Annotated in this window: 16 protein-coding genes; all 16 read right to left on the bottom strand. The window is 43.8% G+C overall.

Annotated features, from left to right (window positions below; genetic code table 11):
- Nucleotides 1-44 precede the first annotated feature (44 nt).
- Nucleotides 45-962, bottom strand: coding sequence for a tRNA pseudouridine(55) synthase TruB (truB, locus tag NOM01_RS03175; RefSeq protein WP_255746341.1), 918 nt, complete (start codon nt 960-962; stop codon nt 45-47).
- Nucleotides 963-1,037: 75 nt separating this feature from the next.
- The gene (rbfA, locus tag NOM01_RS03170) at nt 1,038-1,385 is read right to left on the bottom strand and encodes a 30S ribosome-binding factor RbfA (RefSeq protein WP_255746339.1); all 348 of its coding nucleotides are present in this window, start codon (nt 1,383-1,385) and stop codon (nt 1,038-1,040) included.
- A 16-nt stretch (nt 1,386-1,401) separates the two neighbouring features.
- Nucleotides 1,402-1,683 (bottom strand): DUF503 domain-containing protein, encoded by a 282-nt coding sequence (locus NOM01_RS03165; RefSeq protein ID WP_255746337.1) that lies wholly within the window; start codon nt 1,681-1,683, stop codon nt 1,402-1,404.
- A complete protein-coding gene (gene infB, locus NOM01_RS03160; protein ID WP_255746334.1) occupies nt 1,680-3,944 on the bottom strand; it encodes a translation initiation factor IF-2 in 2,265 nt (754 codons plus the stop codon). The genes NOM01_RS03165 and infB overlap by 4 nt, the downstream gene beginning before the upstream one ends.
- A 4-nt stretch (nt 3,945-3,948) precedes the next feature.
- On the bottom strand, nt 3,949-4,266 hold the full coding sequence (locus NOM01_RS03155) for a YlxQ family RNA-binding protein (RefSeq protein ID WP_255746331.1): 318 nt from the start codon (nt 4,264-4,266) through the stop codon (nt 3,949-3,951).
- A complete protein-coding gene (gene rnpM, locus NOM01_RS03150) occupies nt 4,256-4,540 on the bottom strand; it encodes an RNase P modulator RnpM (RefSeq protein WP_255746328.1) in 285 nt (94 codons plus the stop codon). Before rnpM ends, NOM01_RS03155 begins: the two co-directional genes overlap by 11 nt.
- A 13-nt stretch (nt 4,541-4,553) precedes the next feature.
- Nucleotides 4,554-5,699, bottom strand: coding sequence for a transcription termination factor NusA (gene nusA, locus NOM01_RS03145; RefSeq protein ID WP_255746326.1), 1,146 nt, complete (start codon nt 5,697-5,699; stop codon nt 4,554-4,556).
- A gap of 32 nt (nt 5,700-5,731) precedes the next feature.
- Nucleotides 5,732-6,205: a ribosome maturation factor RimP gene (rimP, locus tag NOM01_RS03140; RefSeq protein ID WP_255746323.1), complete on the bottom strand. Its 474-nt coding sequence runs from the start codon at nt 6,203-6,205 to the stop codon at nt 5,732-5,734.
- A gap of 121 nt (nt 6,206-6,326) precedes the next feature.
- Nucleotides 6,327-10,637, bottom strand: coding sequence for a PolC-type DNA polymerase III (locus NOM01_RS03135; protein ID WP_255746320.1), 4,311 nt, complete (start codon nt 10,635-10,637; stop codon nt 6,327-6,329).
- Nucleotides 10,638-10,755: 118 nt separating this feature from the next.
- On the bottom strand, nt 10,756-12,399 hold the full coding sequence (locus tag NOM01_RS03130; protein WP_255746317.1) for a proline--tRNA ligase: 1,644 nt from the start codon (nt 12,397-12,399) through the stop codon (nt 10,756-10,758).
- Nucleotides 12,400-12,448: 49 nt separating this feature from the next.
- Nucleotides 12,449-13,711, bottom strand: a complete 1,263-nt coding sequence (gene rseP, locus NOM01_RS03125) for an RIP metalloprotease RseP (RefSeq protein WP_255746315.1) — start codon at nt 13,709-13,711, stop codon at nt 12,449-12,451.
- A gap of 20 nt (nt 13,712-13,731) precedes the next feature.
- Nucleotides 13,732-14,880: a 1-deoxy-D-xylulose-5-phosphate reductoisomerase gene (locus tag NOM01_RS03120; protein ID WP_255746313.1), complete on the bottom strand. Its 1,149-nt coding sequence runs from the start codon at nt 14,878-14,880 to the stop codon at nt 13,732-13,734.
- Between the two features lie 12 nt (nt 14,881-14,892).
- On the bottom strand, nt 14,893-15,684 hold the full coding sequence (locus NOM01_RS03115; protein ID WP_255746311.1) for a phosphatidate cytidylyltransferase: 792 nt from the start codon (nt 15,682-15,684) through the stop codon (nt 14,893-14,895).
- A complete protein-coding gene (locus NOM01_RS03110) occupies nt 15,681-16,463 on the bottom strand; it encodes an undecaprenyl pyrophosphate synthase (protein WP_255746309.1) in 783 nt (260 codons plus the stop codon). The genes NOM01_RS03115 and NOM01_RS03110 overlap by 4 nt, the downstream gene beginning before the upstream one ends.
- Before the next feature lie 106 nt (nt 16,464-16,569).
- Entirely contained in the window at nt 16,570-17,130 is a 561-nt protein-coding gene (frr, locus tag NOM01_RS03105; RefSeq protein WP_255746307.1) for a ribosome recycling factor, read from the bottom strand.
- 3 nt (nt 17,131-17,133) lie between these two features.
- Nucleotides 17,134-17,859: a UMP kinase gene (gene pyrH, locus NOM01_RS03100; RefSeq protein ID WP_370645909.1), complete on the bottom strand. Its 726-nt coding sequence runs from the start codon at nt 17,857-17,859 to the stop codon at nt 17,134-17,136.
- Nucleotides 17,860-17,901: the final 42 nt, after the last annotated feature.

The following is a 17,901-nucleotide window of genomic DNA, read 5'->3' as shown; positions in this document are numbered from 1 at the left end:
TAAGCACCTTCAATTCTTGTAAACTCATACTTTGATCGGTATATTCATACCATCGCGTCGTTTGCAAGCACTTTATCGGGCTTAATCATGCCCGGTTTTTCCGGATGCAAACGATAGATTGCCAGACATTCATTCTGCTCATTGAAAACAGCATGCGGGCCCTCTCCAAAATCGGCAGGTGCCTTCAGCACCGCACCGTGAGCAATCTTTGCGGACAGTTTTTCATCAACGACCCAGCGGTTCATTAGGCTCAATCCATGCTCTAGCGGTCTCAATGCTTCGTTAAACTTTTTTCCCTCAAGCAGTTGTTCAATTTGCTCAAACGTTAAACAATCATCGATCGAAAATGGTCCGGCTTGACTACGTGTCATCCGATGCAAATGCGCAGGATAACCCAATTTCTCACCAACAGCAACAGCCAAGGTTCGAATATAGGTTCCTTTGCTGCTCATTACTTTAAATGGAAGATCTGTTGAAAACGATGCCTCTTCGCTGTCCACTTCAAACTGATAAATGGTCACTTTTCGAACAGGCGGTGTTACGTCAATACCCGCACGCGCATATTCATACAACTTTTTGCCATTTACTTTTACCGCACTGTACATCGGTGCAGATTGCTCAATCTCACCAAGAAAAGAGTGCATGACTTGTTCGATCTCAGTCCTATCAAAGCGTCTTTCTACTGGCCTATGTGCAATAACATCGCCGCTTGCATCCTCCGTTGTGGTCGAAGTACCTAATCGGATCACGCCTTGATACGCCTTGCTGAAATCTAATAAATATTGAGCAATTTTTGTTGCTCTGCCAAGACATAGAACTAAAACACCGTCGACCTCAGGATCAAGCGTTCCTGTATGACCTATTTTTCGAAACCCCAGCATTTTCCTTAACCGAAAGACACAGTCATGAGAAGTCATGCCCCTCGGTTTGAAGAGAGGCAACAAGCCGTTGTACTCTGGCATCATTTTTCCTCCCAAATCACGTGCCCTTCAAACACTAAAAACATCGTGGTTGAAAGGCACGTTTATAAACATTTGTTAATCTTTATGATGCAATTTATTAATCAATTGATCGATGTGACTGCCATATTCCACAGACTCGTCAACCTTAAAAGAAATTTCCGGCGTTTTACGCAAGCGGATTCGCTTCCCGATTTCTGTCCGAACAAAACCTTTCGCTTTGTTCAAGCCTTCGAGAGATGCTTTCTTTTTCTCATCATCGCCGAATATACTGATGTAAACCGTCGCTTCTTGAAGATCGCCTGTCACATCAACTCCGGTTACAGTCACGAAACCAACACGCGGGTCTTTAATTCTGTTGCCGATAATATCAGTCATTTCCTTTTTCATCTGTTCGGCGACGCGATGAACCCTTAAATTGGCCATGGAGTCAGCCTCCTTTTTAGAACCATTCGTAAATTGTATTCGTTCGCTCTATTTCTGTTTTGAAATCAATTAATGAAAGCGCACGTGCCAATTCACGCTCAACAGCTGTCTTCGAAGTTCCGATACAAGCAAAGGCAAGCTCTGTGCGTTGCCATGTATCCTGAAAATCCACTTCGCTGGCTGAAAGATTATGTCCGTTTACTGCTTTTCTCAAAATGCTCTGAATAACCGAACGTTTTTCCTTCAACGAGTGCGCACTGAAGAGCATGCATTCACAACGTACAATGCCGACGATCACTTAGGCTTGACCTCTTCCATTACATAGGCTTCCATTGTGTCGCCTTCCTTGATGTCATTGAAGTTTTCCAATGTTACGCCGCATTCAAAACCGGCTTTAACTTCTTTAGCGTCATCTTTAAATCGTTTCAATGTGTCGACATGACCTTCATAAATAACGACACCGTTGCGCACAAGCCGAATGCCTGCATCGCGGGAAATCAAGCCGTCGGTAACATAGCAACCGGCAATGGTACCGATTTTGGATACTTTGAAAGTCGTACGGACTTCCAGCTGACCGACAACTTTTTCCTTAAATTCAGGATCAAGCATTCCTTTCATAGCGGCTTCCATTTCATCAATAGCATCATAAATAACACGGTATAAGCGAATGTCCACTTTTTCTTCTTCAGCAACTTTTTGAGCATGATTATCCGGACGAACATTGAACCCGATGATAATTGCGTTAGAAGCTGATGCAAGAATAATATCCGATTCGCTGATTCCGCCGGCACCGGCATGTATAATATTCACTTTTACTCCGTCGACATCGATCTTCTTTAACGAACCGGACAGAGCTTCGACGGATCCTTGTACATCTGCTTTAATAACAAGATTAATTTCCTTCATTTCGCCTTCCTTGATCTTTTCGAACAGATCGTCGAGGCTTACTTTGCTTGTTGTTTCCTTTCGCTCTGTGATGAGCGCACGTTCTGCACGAATTTCTCCGATTTGACGTGCCTTCTTCTCATCATCAAATACAATAAATTGATCGCCGGCTTGCGGTACATTATTCAATCCTGTAATTTCAACAGGAGTTGACGGCGTTGCTTTTTTCACGCGCCTGCCAATATCATTGACCATCGCACGTACACGTCCGTATGTGTTTCCGACAACAATAGGATCGCCGATATGAAGCGAACCATTTTGGACGAGCAAAGTCGCAACCGGCCCTTTTCCCTTATCCAATTCAGCCTCAATGACTGCCCCTCTTGCTGATTTATCAGGATTCGCTTTAAATTCCTCAACTTCTGCAACGAGCAGGATCATTTCAAGCAGATCATCAATCCCCGTACCCTTTTTAGCAGAAATTTTCACAAAAATGGTATCTCCGCCCCAATCTTCAGGAATAAGACCTTGATCGGAGAGTTCCTGCATGACGTGATCAGGATTTGCATTTGGCTTATCAATCTTATTAACCGCGACAATAATCGGAACTTTTGCTGCACGTGCGTGATGAATGGCCTCTATTGTTTGAGGCATCACTCCGTCATCCGCAGCAACAACCAATACCGTGATATCTGTAATTTCCGCTCCACGTGCACGCATCGTAGTAAATGCGGCATGGCCAGGTGTGTCAAGGAAAGTGATTTTTTTGCCGTTATGCATGACTTGATAGGCACCGATATGCTGTGTAATACCGCCTGCTTCGCCTGCGGTTACTTTCGTATGACGGATCGAATCGAGCAGGGTTGTTTTCCCATGATCGACGTGACCCATAATTGTGACAACAGGCGGGCGGATAATTGCGGTTTTTTCATCGATTTCAAGTCCGTCATCTTCAAAACTTGCTTCATCGATAATAACCTCTTCTTCAACCGCAACACCGTAATCGCTGGCAAGGAGTTCGATCGTATCCTTGTCCAAGTCTTGATTTTTCGTTGCCATGACACCAAGGGCCATCAATTTTTTAATAATATCAGTGGACGGCCGTCCCAGCTTCTCAGCAAATTGACCGACAGTTAGAGATCCGGACAACGTAATTTTTTCCGGCAATTTGATTTCAAGGCGTTGACGATTGGCTTGCTGAGCTCCGCCTTTACGCCTGTTATTCCGAAATCTGTTCCCGTTTCGTCGTCCACCGCCATAGTTATTATTGTTGTTGCTATTGCCGTTTCCCCCGAAACGATTGCGCTCATTATTATTACGGTTGCTGCCAGCAGATTTTTGATTACTGCCGGCTCCGTTAGGCCGTCCGTTCACCGGTCTTGAACTTTTATCCTTGTTCCTGAATGTCGACTCTGTCTGGCTTGGCTTCTTTTCTTTTGTTTTTGTTTGATTCACTGGACCCTCTGCTTTGTTTTTATTCGGTTTCGCAGTCACTTTCTGTGCAGAAGAAACTGCGCCTCCGTTCATTTTTCGATTCAACTGATTCATTGCATTTTCTGCAATAATAGACATATGACTCTTAACGTCAAATCCCAATTCTTCTAATTTCGATATAATAACCTTGCTCGATACATGATGTTCTTTAGCATATTCATATACGCGCATTTTACTCATATATTCACCCCCGTGTTGATGGTCCGATCCTTTCGATCAGCCGGCCTGCGAAACCACTGTCCGTGACCGCTATGATCACGCGCGAAGGCTGACCGATCGCTTGGCCGAGCACCTCTCTATCCGGTACGGTCAAAAGCGGAACATGATAGTAGCTGCACTTATTTCCAATTGTCTTTTTAGTTCGCTCAGAAGCATCGGCCGATAAAAGCACCGCCTCAGCCTTGTTTTGGCGAATCAAACGCAGAACGGTTTCCTCTCCGGAGCTTACTTTTCCCGCCCTCTGTGCGAGTCCCAGAAATTGCATCCATTCTTTATTGGACATCGGCCGTATGTGTCTCCAAATAGTCAAGCATTTCATCAAAAACATGTTCAGGCACAGGAACGCCTAATTGCCTGGAGAGCAGGTTTTTATTTTTCGCTTTCTGAACACATTCTGTTTTTTTGGAGAGGTATGCGCCACGTCCGTTTTTCTTCCCCGTCAAATCAAGAGATACTTCTCCCTCAGGAGAACGAACGATACGGAAAAGGCCTTTTTTTTCGGTTGATTCCTGGCAGGCAATGCACTTTCGCAACGGAATCTTTCGCTGTTTCGGCATTGAAATAGCCTCCTTAGCCTTGCTCGTTTTCAGGTGAATCCTCAGAATCCGCAGATGTATCAATCAAGTCTTCAGACTGAACTTCGCCGGTCTCTGAAACAGTTTCATCATCAAAGAGACCGATCTCTTCTGCTTCGGACTCACTCTTTATGTCAATTTTCCATCCGGTCAATTTTGCTGCCAAACGGGCATTCTGTCCACGTTTGCCAATGGCAAGCGAAAGCTGATAATCAGGAACAACGACCGTTGTCGCCTTTTCCTTTTCATCTACAATCACTTTTACCACTTTTGAAGGACTCAGTGCATTCGCGACATACGTTACCGGATCTTCTGACCAGCGAACAATATCAATTTTTTCGCCTTTCAGTTCATTAACAATGGTTTGTACGCGAGCACCTTTCTGCCCAACACATGCACCGACAGCATCCACTGCAGGATCCGCTGCATGTACTGCAATTTTCGAGCGATCGCCAGCTTCTCGAGAGATTGATTTAATTTCAACTGTTCCATCATAAATTTCCGGAACTTCCAATTCAAATAAACGCTTAAGCAGACCCGGATGAGTCCGAGACACCGTAATCATCGGTCCTTTTTTCGCGTCTTCTACCTTCGTCAGGTAGACTTTGATGCGGTCGTGCGGATGATAGGTTTCATTCGGCATTTGTTCTGTCTGTGGAAGCAGCGCTTCAACACGACCCAAATCGACGTAAATAAATCGATGATCGATTCTTTGAACAATTCCCGTCATAATATCATCTTCACGATCAATAAATTCAGAAAAAATCACGCCGCGCTCAGCTTCTCGCACGCGCTGAGTGACGACCTGTTTTGCTGTTTGTGCAGCAATACGCCCAAAATTGCGCGGGGTCACTTCAATCTCTACAGTATCGCCGACTTGATAATGAGGATTCAAGCCTTTTGCCTGCTCTAGTGAAATTTGCAGGTTATTGTTCTCAACTGCCTCAACGATTTCTTTTCGGGCATATACCTTGATCTGTCCCAAACCCTCATTAATATCCACCCGCACATTCTGCGCCTGATCAAAATTTCGTTTATACGCGGAAATAAGTGCAGCTTCTAAAGCATCCAGCAGAACTTCTTTGCTGATCCCTTTATCTTTTTCCAGTGCGGTGAGCGCTTCTAATAAATCACTGCTCATTTTGTTCTCCCCTTTTTCTCGGCAGTTCTATACTAAAAAATGATCGCAAGTCTGCTGCTCGCAATCTTGTCAAAGGGAAGAGTTACATGATTCACTCTCGTTTTGTTCTTGATTGCGAGTACAACATAATCCTTGTTCACTTCAGTCAGGTTGCCCTCGAATACTTTGGCACCATCAATAGGTTCATAGGTGGTCAGATGGACATCTTTTCCCACAGCTTTCTCGAAGTCTCCGAACTTCTTCAACGGGCGTTCTGCACCTGGTGAAGACACTTCAAGAAAGTAAGCTTCTTTTATCGGATCTTTCTCATCGAGAACTTCACTCAGTTTTTCGCTGACAGCCGCACACGTATCCAGATCGACGCCGCCTTGAGGGGTATCAATAAAAACGCGCAAAAAACGGTTTTTGCCCTCTTTGACGTACTCGATATCAACGAGTTCCAGATTCATTTCGCGCAAAATCGGGGAAATCAAGTCATCTGTCATCTTCGCAACAACGCTAGCCATTTTCAGCCTCCTTTTGAAAATGAAAGAGTGGGAATTTCCCACTCTTTGCAGACGAACTATTTCCAGTATTTCCATAAACACTATATCATACCCATCTGCTCAAGGCAAGAAAACCATAATGTCAGAACAGAGACAGCTGGTTCGCATCCGGCATACCTTCCAAACAGCCTTGACCATCAAGAAATTCAAGAACTGTCTTCGATATTTTCGCTCTTCTCTGCAAGTCCTCTTTCGACAAAAACTCTCCGTCTTCTCGTGCTTTGGCGATCGCTTTTGCAGCGTTCGTACCGACGCCCGGAATCGCATTAAAAGGTGGAATGAGTGTATCTCCTTCGACAAGAAAACGCGTCGCATCTGAACGGTATAGATCAACTGATTGAAAACTGAGTCCGCGTTCACACATTTCCAGTGCAACTTCCAGGACGGTTAACAAGCTCTTCTCTTTAGGAAGCACGTCATTGCCCTTTTTCTCAATTTCATCCATCTTGAGTCGAATCGCATCAGATCCGCGCTTCATAACATCCACGTCAAAATCATCAGCCCGAACAGTGAAATAGGTTGCATAGAATAAGACAGGATAATGTACCTTAAAATAGGAAATCCGGATTGCCATTAAAACATAAGCGGTCGCATGCGCCTTTGGAAACATGTATTTGATCTTAAGACATGAATCCATATACCAGCTTGGTACGTTATTCTCCTTCATTTCGTCTATCCATTCATCATTTAGTCCTTTGCCCTTTCGCACGGACTCCATGATTTTGAATGCATGCGACGGTTCAAGTCCCTGGTGCATCAAATCAATCATGATATCATCACGACAGGAAATAACGTCACGAAGGACGCAAGTTCCGTCTTCAATTAGTACTTGAGCATTGCCCAGCCATACATCGGTTCCGTGTGACAAACCTGAGATCTGGACTAGTTCGGCGAAAGTCGTCGGCTTAGTGTCCTCAAGCATCTGGCGCACAAATCGTGTGCCGAATTCCGGAATGCCGAGCGTTCCTGTCTTACAGCGAATTTGTTCACCAGTAACACCAAGCGATTCAGTTGTACTAAAAATCTTCATGACTTCCTTATCATCCGTCGGTATGGTCTTTGGATCAATGCCGCTCAAATCCTGAAGCATACGAATCACGGTCGGATCGTCGTGTCCGAGAATGTCAAGTTTCAGTATATTATCGTGAATCGAATGAAAATCGAAGTGCGTTGTTTTCCATTCTGCTGTCTTATCATCCGCTGGAAATTGAACAGGTGTAAAATCGAAAATTTCCATATCACGCGGAACAACGACGATTCCGCCGGGGTGCTGACCGGTTGTGCGTTTTGCTCCTGTGCAGCCTGCCGCGAGTCTGTCACGTTCTGCGCCTCTGAAGCTTGCACCAGTATCTTCTTCATAACCCTTGACATAACCGTAAGCCGTTTTATCGGCAATGGTACCAATTGTACCGGCACGGAATACTTTGTCCTCACCAAAAAGTACCTTTGTGTAGTTATGTGCAACGGGTTGATAATCACCTGAAAAGTTCAAATCAATATCGGGCACTTTGTCACCCTTAAATCCGAGAAACGTTTCAAAAGGTATATCATGGCCTTCTTTTGTCATTGCCGTGCCGCATTCAGGACACGCCTTATCCGGCAAATCAAAACCGCAGGCAACTGAGCCGTCTGTGAAAAATTCAACATGATGACATGACGGACACAGGTAATGCGGCGGCAGCGGATTGACCTCAGTAATCTCCAGCATCGTCGCAACAAGCGACGATCCGACGGATCCTCGTGATCCAACCAGATAGCCGTCGGAAAGCGATTTTTTCACAAGCTTGTGCGCAATGAGATAAATGACTGAAAAACCGTGACCAATAATGCTTTTCAGTTCTTTATTCAGCCGCTTTTCCATGAGTTCCGGAAGGTGTTCTCCGTAAAGCGCATGTGCTCGGCTATACGTTTTTTCTTTAACTTCATCTTCAGCACCGTCGATGGTCGGCGTATAAAGTTTATCTTTGACAGGCAACACATCTTCAATTTGATCAGCAATCGCGTTTGGATTGTCCACAACAACCTGTTCGGCCTTCTCTTCTCCTAAGAAACTCATGCAGTCGAGCATTTCATCCGTTGTCCGAAAATGTACATCCGGCTGAGTTTGACGATTAAGCGGATTGGCAGCTTGGGAAGTGATCAGGATCTTCCGGTAAATCTTGTCATGTTCATCAAGATAGTGAACATCCCCGGTTGCGACAACCGGCTTGTTCATTTTTTCGCCAAGTTTCACCAATTTAATCATGACATCTTTAAGTGCGAGTTCATCGCGAACAATGCCCTTTTCAACAAGGTGCTGATAGTTGGACGGAGGCTGAATCTCGATATAATCATAGAATTCTGCGACCTTCTCGGCAAGTTCAGCTGACTTCTGCATCATCGTCTCGAACAACTCACCTTTGTCACAACCTGATCCGATGAGCAATCCTTCACGGTATTTGCTTAACACGGAACGCGGAATTCTTGGTACTCGAAAGAAGTATTTAACGTGTGCAATTGATATTAATTTGTACAAATTTTTAAGTCCCGTCTGATTCTTCACAAGCAGAATGATGTGAGAAGGACGGATGCGATCCATGTTTCCCTTACCTAGATTATCATTAAGCTGATCATGATAGATCATTCCTTTTTCAGCAGCATCCTTCAACATCTTCCAGGCAAGATAGCCTGTTGCCTCTGTATCATAAATCGCACGGTGGTGATGGGTCAGTTCGATGTTGAAAGCCTTACATAACGTATCCAGTTTATGATTTTTAAACTCAGGGTAAAGAAAGCGCCCAAGTTCAAGAGTGTCAATGACCGGATTATCCGCCTTTTCATGTCCTAATTTTTGGTAGGCAGTATTCAGGAATCCCATATCAAAAGTAGCATTATGTGCAACAAGAATTGCATCTCCGGCAAACGCTTTGAATTCTTCAACCACTTGATCCGCATCAGGGGCATCCGCTAACATCTGATCTGTAATACTGGTCAACTCAATAATTTTCTGCGGTAGTGGATGATGCGGGTTAGCAAATTGATCAAATTTCTCCAATACCTCGCCATTTTTTATTTTAACGGCCGCAAGTTCAATAATTGTGTCGTAGACTGCGGATAAACCTGTCGTTTCCACGTCAAATACAACGTATGTATCATCTGAGAGAAGGCGATGTGCCATGTTATAAGCAATCGGCACACCGTCATCGATCAGGTTTGCTTCAACTCCGTATATTATCTTTATACCGTTCTTTTGTCCGGCAGAATAGGCTTCTGGATAAGATTGAGCAACACCATGGTCCGTAATGGCAATAGCGCGATGTCCCCACTGCTTCGCGCGTTTGATTAATGCTGAAGCAGTAACTACGGCATCCATTTGGCTCATCACAGTATGTGCATGCAATTCCACACGCTTATGTCCTTCCGGTGCCGTGTCTTCTTTTTTATTTGGCGTAATTTCTTCAATATCATTTGCGATCATGACCAAGTCTCTGACAAAGCTGTCATTTTGCACACCGCCGCGCACTTTAACCCACATACCTTTTTGCATAGTGCCAAATTTTGCCGCGTCCTCTTTGTCTCGCGAAAAAACCTTGACCATAAGCGAATCAGTATAATCGGTTACTTTAAAAAGGAGTAAAGTACGACCGCTCCGCAATTCTCGAATTTCCGAATCAAAGACATAGCCTTGAATGGTTATTCTGCGCTCCTCATCCTGAATTGTTTCTATGGACACAGGCTCATCACGAATATCATAGCCAATTTTAAACGGCCCTGAATCAACACCGCCTGATGTATCCTCTGCATCCTTTTTCTTTTGCCGTTCAACCATCGCTTCTACTACTTTTTGCTGATCTTCAGCCTCACGTTGTTTAACAAATGTATCAAAAGCTTTTGAACGATCTTCAGAATTTATTTTTATATCCAGCGAAATTGGAGGGAATCCAAAAACGCGAATTTTTTCATTTAGTGCCTTGGGTATTTTTCGTTTTAGCAGTCCCGCTTCCGTTTCACTGTTTGCAGCAAAGATAAGTTGGCGGTCATGAAGTTCAGGCTGTTGCCTGCACAAGCACATCTTTAATGCAGGAAACTCCTGACTCAGCTGCTGACTGATCGGCTTCCAATAATCAGCAAAGTTCGGATCAGCACCCTCAGATTTTCGTGACTGAATGGTGAAAGTGACATTGGGAACAACGGTTTGAAAATGCTTTTGAAGATTGGCTGCCAGCCATTCATACACCTGGTATGGCAGAATATCATCAAGCTGAAATTCAAAATGCCATCGCTTCTCTGTGCGAAATACCGAGAGTTTCTCAATTTCACCCTGATCAAAGTAGCGATCAATCCATTCCTGTGGCGTTTCAATATGATTAAGGAGCATTGCAAAGCGCTCCGTTTTGGATGTTGCGTCGGACATCGTCCCAACTCCTTTCTCTATAATTCTACTAAAACATTCAAGAGATTGCTATTGACGAACCGTTACTTCCTAATTGAATAAAAAAAGGAGCGCAGACGGCTCCTTAGAATTTCAAAAATTAATCGAGTGTTTGCAGCAAGTCGCTAATTGCTAATGGCAACTCGCTGACCGGCGTCTCGACACGTTCTTTTTCCCTGCGTGAAGCAAGTTCAATGATGTTTTCAGACGCCTTTTTCCCAACAATCACCTGAACCGGGCAGCCAATCAGTTCACTATCGGCAAATTTAACACCGGGACGTTCTTTCCGATCATCCCAAAGTACATCATAGCCCTGATTAATAAGCTGCTGATACAGGTCATCGGATAACTTAAACTGTTCATCATTTTTCGGATTGACTGTAATCAAATGAATAGTAAACGGTGCTAATGATTTCGGCCAAATCATTCCGTTATCATCATGATATTGTTCACATACAGCCGAAAGTGTCCTGGAAACACCAATTCCATAGCAACCCATAATAAGTGGTTTCGCCTTACCATTGGCATCTAAATATGTTGCGTTCATGGCTTCAGAATATTTTGTCCCGAGTTTGAACACTTGACCAATTTCAATGCCTCGTGCAAATTTGATATTGCCTTGTCCGTCTGGTGACGGATCACCTTCTTTAATGAAACGCAAATCACCATACTGCTGAATTGCCAAGTCACGATCAGGATCAAGATGAAAATAAGTCGTATTCTCAGCTGCATTGTAAAATACAGTAGAAGACAGATGTTTTAGCGCATTATCTGCGAAAATAAGAACACCTTTTTCAGGATTGATTGCGTCCGGATTTACCTCTTCAAGCGGTTCAATCAAATCCGTGTTAAGCACATTTTTAACTTTGACATCATTGATTTCATCTTCAGCTTTTATGAATACAACGACTGTCTCCGTTCGAGTTTTAAACCAATGTGCAGCAATCTTAATCTCTCCGTCAATTTCTTGATTTCCGTCAACTTTTTCTAGGGGCAATGAATCGCTTTTTTCAGATGCATCCGTGTCAAGCACCTCAGCCATTTCTAAATTAGCCGCATAATCGGAGTTGTCGGAATAAGCAATCGTGTCTTCGCCAATATCGGCAAGCGCCTGAAATTCATGCGTATCCTTACCACCGATCGCCCCGGAATCTGCCAATACCGCACGGAATTTCAATCCGCACCGTTCAAAGATTCTGCAATACGCGTGATACATATCCCAATAAGCCTTGTCCAAGCTTTCTGCAGAATCATGGAATGTATAGGCATCCTTCATGATAAATTCGCGCCCACGGAGCAGGCCGAAACGTGGTCTCTTTTCATCCCGAAATTTCGTTTGAATTTGATACACATTCATAGGTAATTTCTTATAGGAATTGAGGAAATCGCGAACTAAACTCGTAATCAACTCTTCGCCTGTCGCACCTAGTGCAAAATAGCGACCGTGGCGGTCTTTAAGTCTCATTAATTCAGGACCGTATACATCCCATCGTCCTGTTTCATGCCATAATTCTGCGGGCTGCATGGCCGGCATTAATAATTCTTGAGAACCTGCACCGTCCATCTCCTCGCGAATAATGGTTTCAATTTTTTTAATAATTTTATAACCGAGCGGTAAATAAGAATAAATGCCTGCCGCATTCTGACGAATAAAGCCTCCACGAAGCAGAAGCCGATGGCTCGCAGATTCAGCGTCAGCCGGTGTCTCCTTCATCGTAGGAATGAACATCTGGCTTTGTTTCATTAATGACCACCTCAAATCGTTGAAATCATTTCTTTGTTCCATCAATTATCTAACGCGTAAAAAGGTTCTGCAGATCATTCCAAGTCACAAGCAGCATCAACAGCATGAGAAATGCAAATCCGATAAAATGAACCAGTGCTTCTTTTTGAGGCTCAACAGGCTTGCCGCGCAGAGCTTCTACAATAAGAAACAAAAGTCGACCGCCATCAAGAGCAGGAAGCGGAAGCAGGTTGATGACAGCTAAATTCACGCTGAGAAAAGCAGTCCAGTTTAACACAAAAAACAAGCCCTGTGATACTACTTCACCTGTTGCGTGATAAATGCCAACAGGTCCCGCAAGATTATTCAAATTGAAACCACCGGTAACCAGCATCTTCAAACCGGCAAATTCCATTTTAATCCAATAATAGGTTTGTGTGAAACCGGCTCCGACCGATTCGATAAAGGAATGGTGCGTCGGTTGGTAGACACCTATAACACCTTCCGCCTTGCCATTCTCACCCTTGCGCTGCCCGGTAATCAGATCAATTTGCTTCTGCTGCCCATCACGTTTAATCGTAATATTTATTTTTTCTTTAGGATGTTTACTTACATAGCTAACGATATTTTCCCAGCTGTTTGTCTGTTTTCCGTCGATCTTTATAATATGGTCACCTGCCATCAGGCCAGACTTCTCAGCAGGATAACCTTGGATCACTTTGCCAAGCTGCGGCGTATCAGAAGGGACTCCTTGAATGCTGAAATAAATAACAAAGATAACAACCGCTAAAATCAGATTCATAAAAGGGCCGGCAAAAATAGTTAAAAAACGAGCCAGCAGAGGTTGCGAAGCGAATTGGCGGTCGCGCGGCGCAATTTGAAATTCTTGATTATCGGATACATAGGTCGCATCTCGCTCAATAGCGTAACGGGCGATCGGTCCCTCTTCTTCTTCATAGCCAGTGAGACAAAGTTCATTTTCCAAATCGCAATGTTCAACAGTAATGAAACGAGCATCCGGATATTTTTCAAGATGATCGCACACGATCCGTGATACACGGTTGTGTTCATTCAAGAAAAAGGCAATATGCTGTCCGGGCTTAATTTCTATTTTTTCCGGATCCTCACCCGCCATACGCACATAGCCACCGATTGGAAGCAGCCTCAATGTATAAACTGTTTCGCCCTTTTTGATCGCAAATAATTTCGGGCCGAAACCGATCGCGTATTCTCGGCACATAATACCGGAGCGTTTAGCGACGATCAAATGCCCGAATTCATGAATTGAGACGAGCAGTCCGAAAATGATAATAACGATAATCAAAGTTTCCACGAGCGAGACACCTCTGCCTTTTAATTTATTTGATTCATGACATAAGCTCGGGTTTCCTTATCAACAGCCTCAATAGTCCTTAAATCAGGTGCTTTAATAAGTTGATGGTGCCCAAGTGCCTGTTCAACATAGCGTTCAATATCAAGAAACGCAATTTTTTCCGACAGAAATGCTTGAACCGCAACTTCATTTGCTGCATTTAATACAGTTGGCATCGAACCCCCGGCTTTGCCAGCTTGATAAGCTAATGATACACATGGAAAACGTTGCATATCCATTTTTTGAAAATGCAAACTGCCGATTTCACATAAATTCAGTGTTCTCGTTTGCTTGAGTGCCAGCCGAGAAGGATAGGTAAGTGCATATTGAATCGGAACGAGCATACTGGGGCATCCTAGCTGCGCAATGACACTATGATCAGCATATTCAACTAACGAGTGAACAATACTCTCCCGGTGAATAACCGTATCAATTTTTTCATAGGGCAGATCAAACAGCCAATGCGCTTCAATTACTTCTAAACCTTTATTCATCATGGTAGCCGAATCAATTGTGATCTTTGCACCCATTGACCAGTTTGGGTGATTAAGAGCATCTTTAACCGTAACTCCAGCAAGTTCATCGCGATTCTTGTCTCTGAAACTGCCGCCAGACGCGGTAATGATTATGCGTGACACAGCTGAGCGGTCTTGACCCTGCATGGATTGAAAAATTGCCGAATGCTCACTGTCAAGCGTGAGGATACGCACACCAGAATCTTTTGCCCGTTTCATCACGATATGCCCTGCCGTAACCAGCGTTTCCTTGTTCGCAAGACCAATGGTTTTCCCTGCTTCGATCGCAGCAAGTGTGGGTTCAAGTCCCACACTTCCGAGCACAGCATTAACCAAAAAATCTGCCTCCGAGAAAACTGCCACTTCAATCATTCCCTCAATACCATAAACAAGTTTGATCCCATCATCGAGTTGGATCCGCAATTTATCTGCAACTTGCTTATCCTTAACCGATACTAATTGAGGTTTGAATTCATGAATAATCGGCAGTGCTGCATCAATATTCTGACCGAATGCCAATGCGGCAACTGAAAATTGATCCGAGTGTTCACGAACAACCCTTAAAGTTTGAATGCCAACTGATCCCGTTGCCCCTAGCAAGCTGATTTTCTTCAAAATGCGACCCCCCTATCCGATGAATCCCAATACATATAATAATGGAAGTACAAAGATTAAACTGTCAAATCGATCCAACAGACCACCGTGTCCTGGTAGGATTGTACCCGAATCTTTTACACCATAAAACCGTTTAATCGCAGATTCCACCAAGTCCCCAAGCTGTCCAAATACTGAAATGAGTAAAGCAACCATAAACAGCATCGGCCATGACCCAAATAAAGGATACCCGATAATCAGCTGAAACAGTGCTGCAACAACTAAAGCCGCGATTATAGCCCCAATTGAGCCTTCTCGTGTTTTGTTTGGGCTGATATACGGTGCAAGTTTATTTTTGCCCAGCTTGCGCCCCACAAAGTAGGCTCCGCTGTCCGTAGTCCAAATAATGATTTGAACAAAAAATACAAGAGCGAGGCTGTCAAGCCGAATGCGAACAAGTAATTGGAAAGGGATGCTTATGTAAAAAACAGCAAGAAACAGATAAGCAGAGTGTGCAAATGAAAAACGATTTTTAGTCACGACATTTAAACTTACAAGCAGAAGAACCAAAAGCACAACCAGCTTTGGCCAAATCGAATGAAAGATGAGCGGAGATATCCACTCACCGCTGACAATGATTGCAACCGCTAATGCACCGATAAGGACCTCCGGCGAATAGGCAGGCATTTTATTCATTTCAGCAAGTTCAAGATAACTAATTACTGCTATGGCCGCTGCAAGAAGGGCAAAAGGAACGGAGCCGATCCACAGTAAAGCTAGATAGAAGGCACCTGCCAAAATACCTGTAATAACTCTCTGTTTCAATCGTTTTCGCTTCCTTCCTTTAAGCCGCCATATCTGCGCTGTCTCGTTGCAAAAACATGCACAGCTTCTTGCAGACTGCGTTCGTTAAAATCAGGCCAAAATTCTTCTGAAAAGTAGAGTTCAGTATAGGCAAGCTGCCAAAGCATAAAATTGCTTAGCCTGATCTCTCCTCCAGTACGAATCAACAGATCAGGATCCGGCAGGGCAGGGCTCATCATATGTTCTGCAATCTTCTGTTCGGTTACATCTTCAAGACTGAGATGATGGTTGCTCACTTCTTGAATAATATCCTGCACGGCATGAACAATCTCAGCATGGCTGCCATAATTAAGTGCAAAGTTCAAGATTAAACCAGTGTTGTCTTTTGTACGCTCAATTGCACTTTTAATCGCGTGCAGCGTATATGTCGGAAGGCGTGACAAATCACCCATTGCCTGAACTTGAACATTTTGTTCTACTAATTCAGTCAAATAGGTATTTAAAAATTGTTGTGGCAGTTTCATCAAAAATTCTACTTCCGCTTTCGGCCGTTTCCAATTTTCCGTTGAAAAAGCAAAAAGGGTGAGAACCTTTACGCCAAGCCGATCTGCCTCTCTTGTAACTCTTTTTATCGTTTTCATTGCTTCGCGATGTCCGGCAATTCTTGGCAGTCCTCTTTTTTTTGCCCAACGCCCGTTTCCGTCCATAATAATTGCAACGTGCTCCGGCATTCTGCCAGATTCCTTCACATGCTGCGGACTCTCCGTTTTTTCCCTATGTAAGGAAAATTTCTCAAACATTGATTTTCCCCCATTACTGATACTGAACATCCAGAGCGCAGTTTATTTGAAAACAAACAATGTACCTTGGAATAGTGTATGGTGTCAGTTTGGCTTATTTCTTACCTTAAATGTCCATCATTTCTTTTTCTTTTTCTGTTGCAACTTGATCAATCGTCTTGATGGTGTCATTGGTCAACTTTTGAACATCATCTTCAGCTTCTCTGACATCATCTTTTGTTAGTTCATTATTTTTTGCCATTTTTTTAATTTGATCATTTGCATCACGTCGGACGTTGCGAATGGCAATCTTGGCTTCTTCAGCCATTTTGCGTACAAGTTTCACAAGTTCCGCGCGCCTTTCTTCAGTCAACGGAGGAATAGCAATTCTGATCACATTGCCGTCATTTGTCGGCGTAATACCGAGATCAGATTTCATGATTCCTTTTTCAATATTTGCCAATGCCGTACGATCATACGGCTGCACAAGCAGCAAACGTGCTTCAGGAACCGTAATTGACGCCACTTGATTCAAAGGTGTCTCAGCTCCGTAATATTCAACAGTTACTTTATTGAGCAATGACGGATTCGCCCTGCCTGCGCGAACTGTAACCAATTCACGCTGAAATGCCTTAACAGCTTTTTCCATACGTTCTTCTGCATTTTTAAATAGTTCCGATTGAGCCATTAATTATCGCCCCTTTACGACTGTGCCGATGTCTTCTCCCAAAACGGCACGCTTAATATTTCCTTCTTCAGAAAGTGAAAAGACAATCAAAGGAATATCGTTATCCATACTTAGTGAAGAAGCGGTAGAATCCATAACCTGCAGTCCTTCATTAAGAACACGCAAGTATGAAATTTCTTTATATTTTTTTGCAGTTTTATCAACTTTAGGATCAGCAGAGTAAACGCCGTCCACGTTATTTTTCGCCATCAAAATCACATCAGCTTCAATTTCTGCAGCACGCAGAGCAGCAGTTGTGTCTGTAGAGAAATAAGGATTGCCCGTACCAGCAGCAAAGATAACGACACGTCCTTTTTCCAAGTGACGAATCGCTCTTCTGCGAATATACGGTTCTGCTACTTGTCTCATTTCAATAGATGTTTGAACACGTGTTTCCACCCCGATACCTTCAAGGCAATCTTGGAGAGCGAGCGCATTGAGGACGGTAGCCAGCATGCCCATATAATCCGCCTGTGCGCGATCCATGCCCATTTCACTGCCTGCCTTGCCTCTCCAAATGTTTCCGGCGCCGCAAACGATGGCTACTTCAACACCCAATCCGACAACGTCTTTGACTTGCTTTGTAATCGAACGGATTATGCTCGGTTCAATACCAAATCCGTTTGCACCTGCCAGCGCTTCTCCACTTAGTTTCAAAATGACCCGCTTATATCTCGCCTTTTCCGGCATCTTCATTGCACCTCTCATTGGATAATTTTAAAAAAAGGGGCA

The organism is Sporolactobacillus sp. STSJ-5 (assembly GCF_024385605.1).
In the GTDB taxonomy this organism is placed as follows: Bacteria; Bacillota; Bacilli; order Bacillales; family Sporolactobacillaceae; genus Sporolactobacillus.
Note: the sequence above shows the minus strand (reverse complement) of the source record. Positions and strands in the feature narration are given on the sequence as shown.

What these genes read in the sequence shown, in the direction of transcription:
- rbfA (WP_255746339.1), bottom strand. Translation starts at nt 1,385, where the DNA reads ATGGCCAATTTAAGGGTTCATCGCGTCGCCGAACAGATGAAAAAGGAA.
- NOM01_RS03155 (WP_255746331.1), bottom strand. Translation starts at nt 4,266, where the DNA reads ATGTCCAATAAAGAATGGATGCAATTTCTGGGACTCGCACAGAGGGCG.
- nusA (WP_255746326.1), bottom strand. Translation starts at nt 5,699, where the DNA reads ATGAGCAGTGATTTATTAGAAGCGCTCACCGCACTGGAAAAAGATAAA.
- rimP (WP_255746323.1), bottom strand. Translation starts at nt 6,205, where the DNA reads ATGGCTAGCGTTGTTGCGAAGATGACAGATGACTTGATTTCCCCGATT.
- NOM01_RS03110 (WP_255746309.1), bottom strand. Translation starts at nt 16,463, where the DNA reads ATGTTTGAGAAATTTTCCTTACATAGGGAAAAAACGGAGAGTCCGCAG.
- NOM01_RS03130 (WP_255746317.1), bottom strand. Translation starts at nt 12,399, where the DNA reads ATGAAACAAAGCCAGATGTTCATTCCTACGATGAAGGAGACACCGGCT.
- NOM01_RS03135 (WP_255746320.1), bottom strand. Translation starts at nt 10,637, where the DNA reads ATGTCCGACGCAACATCCAAAACGGAGCGCTTTGCAATGCTCCTTAAT.
- pyrH (WP_370645909.1), bottom strand. Translation starts at nt 17,859, where the DNA reads ATGCCGGAAAAGGCGAGATATAAGCGGGTCATTTTGAAACTAAGTGGA.
- frr (WP_255746307.1), bottom strand. Translation starts at nt 17,130, where the DNA reads ATGGCTCAATCGGAACTATTTAAAAATGCAGAAGAACGTATGGAAAAA.
- infB (WP_255746334.1), bottom strand. Translation starts at nt 3,944, where the DNA reads ATGAGTAAAATGCGCGTATATGAATATGCTAAAGAACATCATGTATCG.
- truB (WP_255746341.1), bottom strand. Translation starts at nt 962, where the DNA reads ATGCCAGAGTACAACGGCTTGTTGCCTCTCTTCAAACCGAGGGGCATG.
- rnpM (WP_255746328.1), bottom strand. Translation starts at nt 4,540, where the DNA reads ATGCCGAAACAGCGAAAGATTCCGTTGCGAAAGTGCATTGCCTGCCAG.